Origin of the sequence: Mesorhizobium sp. M1169, assembly GCF_040318345.1 — a bacterium.
Lineage (GTDB): Bacteria > Pseudomonadota > Alphaproteobacteria > Rhizobiales > Rhizobiaceae > Mesorhizobium.
The window spans coordinates 1-8,531 of the sequence record NZ_JAMYME010000085.1 but is presented as its reverse complement, the minus strand read 5'-3'; the positions used below and the strand labels follow the sequence as shown (position 1 = coordinate 8,531).

General features: G+C 57.3%; 4 protein-coding genes and 3 pseudogenes. 1 reads left to right on the top strand and 6 read right to left on the bottom strand.

Annotated elements, in window-relative coordinates:
• Positions 1 to 134 precede the first annotated feature (134 nt).
• The 5 genes and pseudogenes from metK to NKH41_RS33475 all read right to left on the bottom strand — a co-directional run bounded on the left by metK (position 135) and on the right by NKH41_RS33475 (position 6,990).
• A complete protein-coding gene (metK, locus tag NKH41_RS33495) occupies positions 135 to 1,310 on the bottom strand; it encodes a methionine adenosyltransferase (protein WP_352935889.1) in 1,176 nt (391 codons plus the stop codon).
• 54 nt (positions 1,311 to 1,364) lie between these two features.
• A pseudogene (gene glyA / locus NKH41_RS33490) lies at positions 1,365 to 2,586 on the bottom strand (serine hydroxymethyltransferase).
• A 1,145-nt stretch (positions 2,587 to 3,731) separates the two neighbouring features.
• Positions 3,732 to 4,895, bottom strand: a complete 1,164-nt coding sequence (locus NKH41_RS33485) for a DNA methyltransferase (RefSeq protein WP_352935887.1) — start codon at positions 4,893 to 4,895, stop codon at positions 3,732 to 3,734.
• The gene (locus NKH41_RS33480; RefSeq protein WP_352843909.1) at positions 4,807 to 5,787 is read right to left on the bottom strand and encodes a hypothetical protein; all 981 of its coding nucleotides are present in this window, start codon (positions 5,785 to 5,787) and stop codon (positions 4,807 to 4,809) included. Before NKH41_RS33480 ends, NKH41_RS33485 begins: the two co-directional genes overlap by 89 nt.
• A complete protein-coding gene (locus NKH41_RS33475) occupies positions 5,788 to 6,990 on the bottom strand; it encodes a ParB N-terminal domain-containing protein (RefSeq protein WP_352855375.1) in 1,203 nt (400 codons plus the stop codon).
• Positions 6,991 to 7,192: 202 nt separating this feature from the next.
• Here NKH41_RS33475 and NKH41_RS33470 point away from each other — a divergent pair.
• Positions 7,193 to 8,095: pseudogene (locus tag NKH41_RS33470) on the top strand (IS3 family transposase); the annotation flags it as partial.
• 13 nt (positions 8,096 to 8,108) lie between these two features.
• On the opposite strand, the pseudogene NKH41_RS33465 reads toward NKH41_RS33470, so the two are convergent.
• A pseudogene (locus tag NKH41_RS33465) lies at positions 8,109 to 8,531 on the bottom strand (IS110 family RNA-guided transposase); the annotation flags it as partial.

The window sequence follows — 8,531 nt, the reverse complement described above, 5'->3', positions numbered from 1 at the left end:
TACAAAGCACGTCATAGTCCGGCATCAATTCATGTCTCCGCCAAAAACCCACCGGCTTTCTGCCACGCCGGGCGCGGGCGGGTCTGGCCAGTGGGAATGGGCTTTGCGCTTGCCAATCCGTTCGGCGCCAGCCCTCACGGGGCGGCAAGTCCTGCTTCGCGACGCAATTCGTCGGCCCTGTCTGTCTTCTCCCAGGTGAAATCAGGCTCTTCACGGCCGAAATGGCCATAGGTCGCGGTCTTGCGGTATATAGGGCGTAAGAGATCAAGCATCTTGATAATGCCCTTCGGTCTGAGATCGAACAACTCAAGAATGAGGCGCTCGATCCTTCTTTCCTCAACCCTCGCTGTTCCGAACGTGTTGACCATGACAGAAACCGGACTGGCCACGCCGATTGCGTAAGCAAGCTGCACCTCGCAGACGTCCGCAAGTCCGCTAGCGACGATATTCTTTGCGACATACCGGGCCGCATAGGCAGCTGAGCGGTCAACCTTGGACGGGTCCTTGCCCGAAAAGGCGCCGCCGCCGTGACGACCCATCCCACCATAGGAATCGACGATGATCTTGCGTCCAGTGAGACCGCAGTCGCCGCGCGGCCCGCCCACTACGAACCTCCCCGTCGGGTTGACCAGAATTCTGATGCCTTCCGTCTCCAGGTGGGTCGGCAGGACAGGCTTTATGATTTCCTCAATGACGCCCTCGCGGACCGTCTCTTGCGAGACCTGCTCGTCATGTTGGGTCGATACGACGATGGTATCCAGGGCAACCGGGCGCAACCCCTCATAGCGCACTGAGACTTGGGATTTCATATCGGGACGCAACCAGCCAAGCTGTCGTGCTTTCCGGACATCTGCCTGTCGTTTCGTCAAGCGATGAGCGAGCTGGATCGGCAAAGGCATCAGAGTATCGGTTTCGCGGCATGCGTAGCCGAACATGAGGCCCTGATCTCCCGCTCCCTGTTGGAGGTCCTGCCCTCGTCCCTCGTCAACGCCCTGGCTAATGTCGGGCGATTGCTCGGTGAGTGCATGAATGACGGAGCAACGCCGGCCGTCAAAGCCGACGGCCTCATCGTCGTATCCAATATCGAGAATCGTATCGCGCGCAACTTGGCTATAATCCACCCGCGCATCGCTGGTAATCTCGCCAGCCAGAACGACTATCCCTGATTTTACCAACGCTTCACAGGCGACGCGCGCCTTGGGATCGGTGCGGAGGATGGTATCGAGGATGGCATCCGAGATGTTGTCGGCCAACTTATCCGGGTGTCCCGCGCCAACCGATTCGGAAGAGAACACGAACTGCCTAGCCATGAAATGCCTCGTTTCGGGTGTTGGAGTTGTATGGGGCATTTTGCTTAGCCCACCTTACCTGTCGATGATGCCCGGGACCTCGAACGCAGCGCACAAGTCGGCAACGTCTCTTCGCACACAGGCATGGAGATCTTCGTCGTCTGGCTCGCCGGAGGACGGAGTCAATGAAGCCAGCAATTTGCACCATTTCCACATCGCGCATGCCCATTGACGTCACTGCTGGCGCCCCCAGGCGAATTCCGCTTGTGACCGCAGGATTGTCAGTGCCCCCGGTGACCAGGTCATAACCTCGGTCCTGAAGCGCCTGGGCCAGAGCCTTGGCATTTTTGACAATCTGTTGGCCGTAACTGCGGAAGGACGGGTCCGCGGCTTCCCGCAAAGCGACAGCTAGCGCCGCGATAACATTCATATGGGGGCCGCCTTGCAGTTGAGGGAAGACAGCGCGATCTATTCGTCTGGCGAGATTGTATTTGCCCTTCGAACGATACAGCGGTTGATAACGATCTTCATTCCTTGACAAAATGAAGCCGCCGCGGGGACCGCGGATCGACTTGTGAGACGTGCTGCTGACGACGTCGCAATGGGGTACGGGATTCGGATGCGCTCCAGCGGCAATCAGGCCACCGATGTGCGCGATGTCGGCCACGAGATAGGAGTTCGCCTCCAGAGCGATTTCTGCCATTGCCGCGTAGTCAAAGACACGCGGATAAGCAGTCCCGCCGACCCAAATGAGCCGCGGCCGTTCCCGCTTGGCTGTCTCGCGCAAGCGGTCATAGTCAGTTTGCTGCGTCTTTTCGTGCAGCCCATAAGGGACGCGTTGATAGTCAGTCCCGGAAAAGTTGATGGCCCAACCATGAGTCAGATGGCCCCCTTCCGGAAGGGGCAAGCCCATGACCTTGTCACCGGGGCTCAAAAGCGCGCGGTAGACAGCCTGATTGGCCGGCGAGCCGGAATAAGGCTGGACGTTGGCGTGTTCGCTGCCAAATAATGTTTTCAAGCGCTCAATGGCGAGGGTTTCAAGCTCATCGACGATCTCGTTTCCCGCGTAGTAGCGCGCAGCGGGGTACCCCTCGGCGTACTTGTTCGTGAAAATCGAGCCGTTCGCTTCCAGCACGGCCGAGGACGCAAAGTTCTCAGAGGCGATGAGTTTGAGGGTCGTCTGCTCCTGCCGCTGCTGTCTCAGAAGCAACTCGTGAACGCGGCAATCAACCGCGGCCAAGGAAGACCGCTCGTAGGTGTCGGGCTGCGCGATGGTGCCGTCGGCGGAGTTGTCCATGGTAGCTTCGCGCTCCAATTGATTGATCTATTTCACGGTCAAGCATGCGGTCCCCTTCGGCCGCGTCTCTCGTACCGCTTCGAGCCGATGCAGGTCCCGTTTCTGATAGACGTCGCCATGGGGCAGGCGATCGACCAATAATTGAACTAGCCCGCCATCGTTTCATCCTGCTTTGAGATGGTACGAGCGCCACGGGGGTTGTTCGTTGCAGCAAAGAAAGTCGGCTCTGGCGAGCAGCCAGACGTGTCGCGCAACCCGCTCGCAAGGCACGCCCAGAATCTCCGCTAGCTCGCAGACAGTTAGGTCCGCATGCGCGAAGGCCCAGGATTCGATGGCGATCAAAATGCGCTGCAGTGCGTAGGCGACTGACCAGTGTCATCATGGGTCAGGACCAAGTCCTACTGAATTTGTCGTTTCGCCTTCTCCACAGATGTTGCGGCTTTCGAACCAAATTATATGGTTGGTTGTCCAACGACCGGACAATGTCGCTGCCCGTGAAGGTACTGTTTTGAGCCAATATGGCTGTGTCGAACAAACAAGATGGGCGCTCTTCTTGCCATTGCCTTTAGCCGAAATTGCACGCAGTTCGGCGGGTCGGGGAATAAGCGGCGCCACGGTTTGGACCCCACTGACCTCAGACGTTGCAATAAGCCTACCATTCACAGCGAACCGGAGTTGCTAAGAGTCTATGAATTTCCTTGAAGGATCTGTTGCAACGTTTGCCCAGCCGCTCGTGCTCCCGGTTTGCAGCGGTCAATCTCGAGCAGACTGACCGTGATGCAAAGATGGCAAGGAAGGTTCCCTTTCAATCCGATCTTCTTCCTGGCCAAGTAGTCGTAGTCTCATAACCTGACGATCACAGGTTCAAATCCAGTCCGCGCAACCACTTCTGTCATAACACGCTAACCGTCTTGGTCTAACCGGGGCGGTTTTTGCGTTTCAAGGCCGAGGATGTCGGCAGCCGACATCCAGCAAGGTGTTGTACGTGTTGAACGAACGTGCTGTAGGTAAAGGCACGTATCTGATCGGCCAGTATTGATCAGCCATTGGGGAGTCACCAGAGGGGGCAAAGTTTTTGGCTGTCAACTAGCATAGCTCATGAAAGCCCCAGGAATTCGATAAAGTCTGTAATTCGACAAAGTCTGTTAGGCGGTAACGCTGAAAACGAAATCAAATTCGCGCCTGGTTCCCTCTGCATTGGGCCTAAATGATCTCAACTGACCATTGCGAATGTCTGATGTTGACTCAGATAGACAAGAAACTCGCGAGAACGACTGAAATAGGCTCTGCTCAAGTCCCGCTCGCGCCGCTTCAAATGACATTTTTTTCCCGCCTATACGGATAACAATCTGAGCGGTATCCTTCAGTAGCGGTGCCACTCCGGCCCATGTCTCTGCAAGAAACTGCCAATAACGATCTACGTTGGCGTGCCTGTCATCCCCTTCGGTCGCGCTGCACGGGAACGGCTCGCCACCTAAAAACCAGACCCGCAACCACTGGTCTTCCCTAAAGTGGGTAACGTCCAGATAGGGAGGCGATGTCAGCACCATATCGACGCTTCGCGCCCAATCGGCAAGCAGAGTGCTAGATTTTCGAGCATCACCTTCAATCACCACGCCAGTCCCGTGGGGCGGCGGGCATGCGAAACGGAAATCTGCCTCGGCCCTCAGTATTTCAAACACATTACGCTCAGGAGGCAGGAGCTCATGCTTGCGCCACCAACGAACCGAGTATGAGGGTTTAGTTGAAATAGTTCTCGGCATTCGGTTGCTGAAAACCCTTTGGCTCCTATGGCTCTCCCCGTGGAGACAACCTGCCGCCATCGCTGCAATGAAGCAATCAACTTGGTTGTCACGCCAATTTAGTTCGCGCCGAAGGAATAGGATCTGCTGCAGTGTGGGTTCTGCAAAACACATTCTGAAAAACTCATCGGAAAGTAACGGATCGTCATCACTTGGCCCGAACCTTGCTTCCAGGTCCTCGATACGCTGGCGGATGGAGGCAACCGTGGGAGCGGCGCTTTTTGCCCGTGACACACAAACCGCTAATGGGTTCACATCAATTCCTAAGCCTTGATGACCCATTTGCAGCGCCTCGAACACGGTCGTTCCGCGACCACTGAAGCAATCCAGCACGACAGATTTTGTCGAGGCAAGTGTCAGGTGTTTCCGAACGAACGACTCGGGAAACATCGCAAAATATGGGCAAAGGGAGTGAAACCTATGCCGCATTGTAAGCTTCTTCGGGAAATCGCCGAAAGGCTCGGAGCCACCGCCAGATGACAGACGCCGCCCCAGAACAATCCACATGGACGCCGCCACGACTTAGGGCCAACCCTCGCCATGCCATAAGTGGAGTGCGTGTACGGTCCAAAATTGCTCCGTGGCGATAAGCGTTCTTGGCCATATCCTCCGCACTAAGCCGATGTGGAACTATGGTGAAGTGTTGGAATTGGCAATTCGGCCGATCTTGAAAGTATCCCCTAAGAAGGGCTTCGGAGTCGTTAAAAGCTGACTTGCCTGGCCAGTTATGGCCGCTCGCGGTCTGACCGAAAGCAAAAAATGCCGGTGGCGGTCCATCGGCGAAGGGCTGCCAGCCGATCACGTCGATGCCGCCATCCTTGTCATATTCACTGGCGGTTGGCCCCGCTGCGTCTCGACGAGAGCCGGTCTGCGCCAACCCACAAGCGCGGCCGACAACCTCCAATATCGACTCATCTGTTGGCCTTGGCCACCCCATCCAGACAGAGGGACCCTGAACCTGGCCCGCCATTGCGAGCGTAGCTATGCACTGGAAATGATGATTTCGTGCGGCGGCAATGGCGCTGTCGTGCGGGACAGTTTCCAGAATTCGTGACCTGGTGACGTGCGACAGCACCAGGCAGAGCAGGTAAAAGCGGCCGGCTCGGCGGCCCTGCCGTTCCTTCAGCTCCAGCACTTCGCCGGTTCGGGACAAGCGAAAGGGGTAGGCTTCCCGAAGTCCGCTCTCGCGCGCGGCAATCTCCAACGCAATTTCTGCACGTTCCTCTTCAATCGCGATATCGCGCTGGCCGATGTTGTCCTCGCTTTCCTCAGCCTGGATTGCGAGGGCACCGAGAACTTCATCAACTCTAGCTTGATGATATTCGTCAAAGAATGATCGAAATTCGAGCCAGTCGGCTTTCTCGAACACCGTGGCGTCAATCGCAGGCGCTTTCAACATTCACTCAGTGTTCCCAGCGTCGGGCTCGGAACCTTTGAAACCTAACGGACCAAATAGATCGTCCTTGCCCCTGCCGCTCGCTTCGAGCTCCATCGATCGGTAAATCGTACGCGCTTTGGCGTGAACCTGTTGCGCGATAGCAAGCAGCGTTTTGTCAGTTCCGTCATATCCATCAAGAAATGTTTGCGCGGTTCGCAAATTCTCGTTTGCCTTTACCAGGTGCTCTTCAAAGCGAGAGCTCGCCGGCAGAGTGCTAACTTCTGCGCCGCTTAGATCGCCCCGTTCAAGCATAACGCGTTGGGCGATGGGGTCACCTAGCACCTTTTTAAGACGCGCGATGTCCGGATTTTGCCGGGTGATTGCCGGCTCGACGGCTTCGGACTTTTGTCCATAAAGCCACCGAAGAAGCTGAGCGAGACTTGAAAGATGAGAGATTGGAACAGGATCGCGGATCGGATCGGTGGTTCTTTCCTGAGCTGGCATGCCGAGAAACTCTCGATATTCGACGTACGTCAGTGCCGTATACAGATGGGAGAAACTGAAGTTTTTCGTGGCGCGGTCTGCTACTGAAAAAATGCCTGCCGCCTCTGCCTGGTCCAAAACGTAAATAGCACTCACTAAGCGATGTATCGTGTCGTTCTTGTCGCCCATGCTCTTAGCGATTTGCCCGAGCGACATACCGCTGCCAGTGTTTACCCGTTTCTGCCTTTCATCATCTAGCCAACGCGCGGCGTAGATTCCTTTCGCATGCGCATCCCATGCTTGAGGGCCGTTTATATGCTTGAACCCGATAAGAGTTCGAGCCTGATCCTGCGAAACAACCCGATAAACCGATACTTCCTCCAGCGACTTGCGAACGGCGTCGCTGAGGGTAGGAACCGACAATTTCGCCTGCCGAGCCAAGTCGGCGCTGCGAAGAGCCTTCAGCGCAGCCAAGCGCCGGTTCCCTTCGATAACCACAAGTTCATCGTCACGCCCGATAACAATCAAAGGCTCGATATCGATATAGCCACTTGTGGAAATCGAATCGATGAGCTCGCCCAGGTCGGCCGAAGCCGCCAACTCGGCAATAAATGCAGCGTCGCTATTGCTAGCGGGCCTCTTTTCCGGAGTAAACCGCGGATTGTCACGATCGAAGGACAGTTTGTCCACTCCGACCTTGACGCGGTCATCCGCTGGAATCTCATGCTCCCACCACGGCATTGGCGCCCTCTCACTTCTTGGCAAACAGATACACGCCGTCAGCCCATAGGGATAGTCTCCCCCACGCCATTTCGTTTTTCGCAGCTCAAGCGGAGAACTGCTCCGCTCTTCACGTTGATTTGAATTCGGTTTCATCGTGACCTGCCACGGGTAATTTCCTCCATCTGAGATTAGAGTCCGGCCTCGATTGAAGGACGGACTGATGAAGAGAAAGCGGTTTACGGAGAGCAGATCATCGCGGTTCTGCGTGAGCACGAAGCGGGGCAAAGGCGGGCGATCTTGCCCGCAAGCACGGGATCTCCGAGGCGACGCTGTATAACTGGAAGGGCAAGTATGGCGGGATGGACGTCTCCGATGCCAAACGGCTGAAAGCCTTGGAAGACGAGAACGCCAAGCTGAAGAAGCTGCTCGCAGACCAGATGCTCGAAGCCTCGGCATTGCGCGAGCTTCTATCAAAAAATGGTAGCGCCCGCCGCCAAGCGCGAAGCCGTAGCGCATCTGCGGGCCGTCATGGACCTATCGGAGCGTCGGGCCTGTTCCTTCGTCGGCGCCGATCGTAAGATGATCCGCTACCAGTCTCGCCGCGCGCCAGAGACGGAGCTGCGTGGTCGGCTGCGTGACCTCGCGAACGAGCGCCGGCGCTTCGGCTATCGACGGCTGTTCATTCTGCTCAGGCGCCAGGGCGAGGCATCGGGGATCAACCGTATCTATCCTCTTTACCGCGAGGAAGGACTGACGGTGCGCAAGCGTCGGGCGCGACGACGAGCCGTCGGCACGCGGGCGCCGATCCTGGTCGAGGCAAGGCCGAATGCGCGCTGGTCGCTGGATTTCGTGCATGACCAGTTCGCCTGCGGCCGGCGCTTCCGTGTGCTCAACATCCTCGACGACGTGACGCGCGAATGTTTGGCTGCGATCCCGGACACCTCGATCGTCGGGTTGCCGTGGACTGACGGAATTGATCGCTCACCGCGGCAAGCCGGGCATGATCGTCTCCGACCATGGCAGCGAGTTCACCTCGAACGCCATCCTCTCCTGGGCGGATCAGAACCGCGTCGAATGGCATTACATTGCGCCCGGCAAGCCGATGCAGACGGATGTTGTAGAATAGCCCGTTCTTCTCATTCGGCGGCTTTTTCCACAGCCTTCTGCCTTTCCGGCCTCGTTCGCCATCGGGAAGTCGCTGCTGCATAGGCAGCTTCCGCCTTCTCGACGCGGGATCGTTCTTCGGCGCGCTTGGCCGGGATGTTGTAGTCGAAGGCGGTGCCGCGTCTGGCATGGCTGGTCGGAAGGCCGGCACGCAGCTCGACCGATCTGAACTTGCGGGCGAGCAAGGCCGGCCGGGCCCAGATGTAGTCAGTATCCTTGCTCAGCATGTGCCAGATGATCATTGCAAGCTTGCGCGCAGTGGCAACGGCCGCGATGTGCTTCCCGCGGCGCGAGGCGATCCGCTTGTGGAAGGCGCGAAGAGGTCCTGGCGATCGCACAGCCGCCCATGCCGCCTCGACCAGCATCCCCCGCGCATGGCCGCGGCCCTGCTTCGT

Coding starts and splice junctions, on each gene's coding strand:
- NKH41_RS33480 (WP_352843909.1), bottom strand. CDS start 5,787: ATGTTGAAAGCGCCTGCGATTGACGCCACGGTGTTCGAGAAAGCCGAC.
- metK (WP_352935889.1), bottom strand. CDS start 1,310: ATGGCTAGGCAGTTCGTGTTCTCTTCCGAATCGGTTGGCGCGGGACAC.
- NKH41_RS33475 (WP_352855375.1), bottom strand. CDS start 6,990: ATGCCGTGGTGGGAGCATGAGATTCCAGCGGATGACCGCGTCAAGGTC.
- NKH41_RS33485 (WP_352935887.1), bottom strand. CDS start 4,895: ATGTGGATTGTTCTGGGGCGGCGTCTGTCATCTGGCGGTGGCTCCGAG.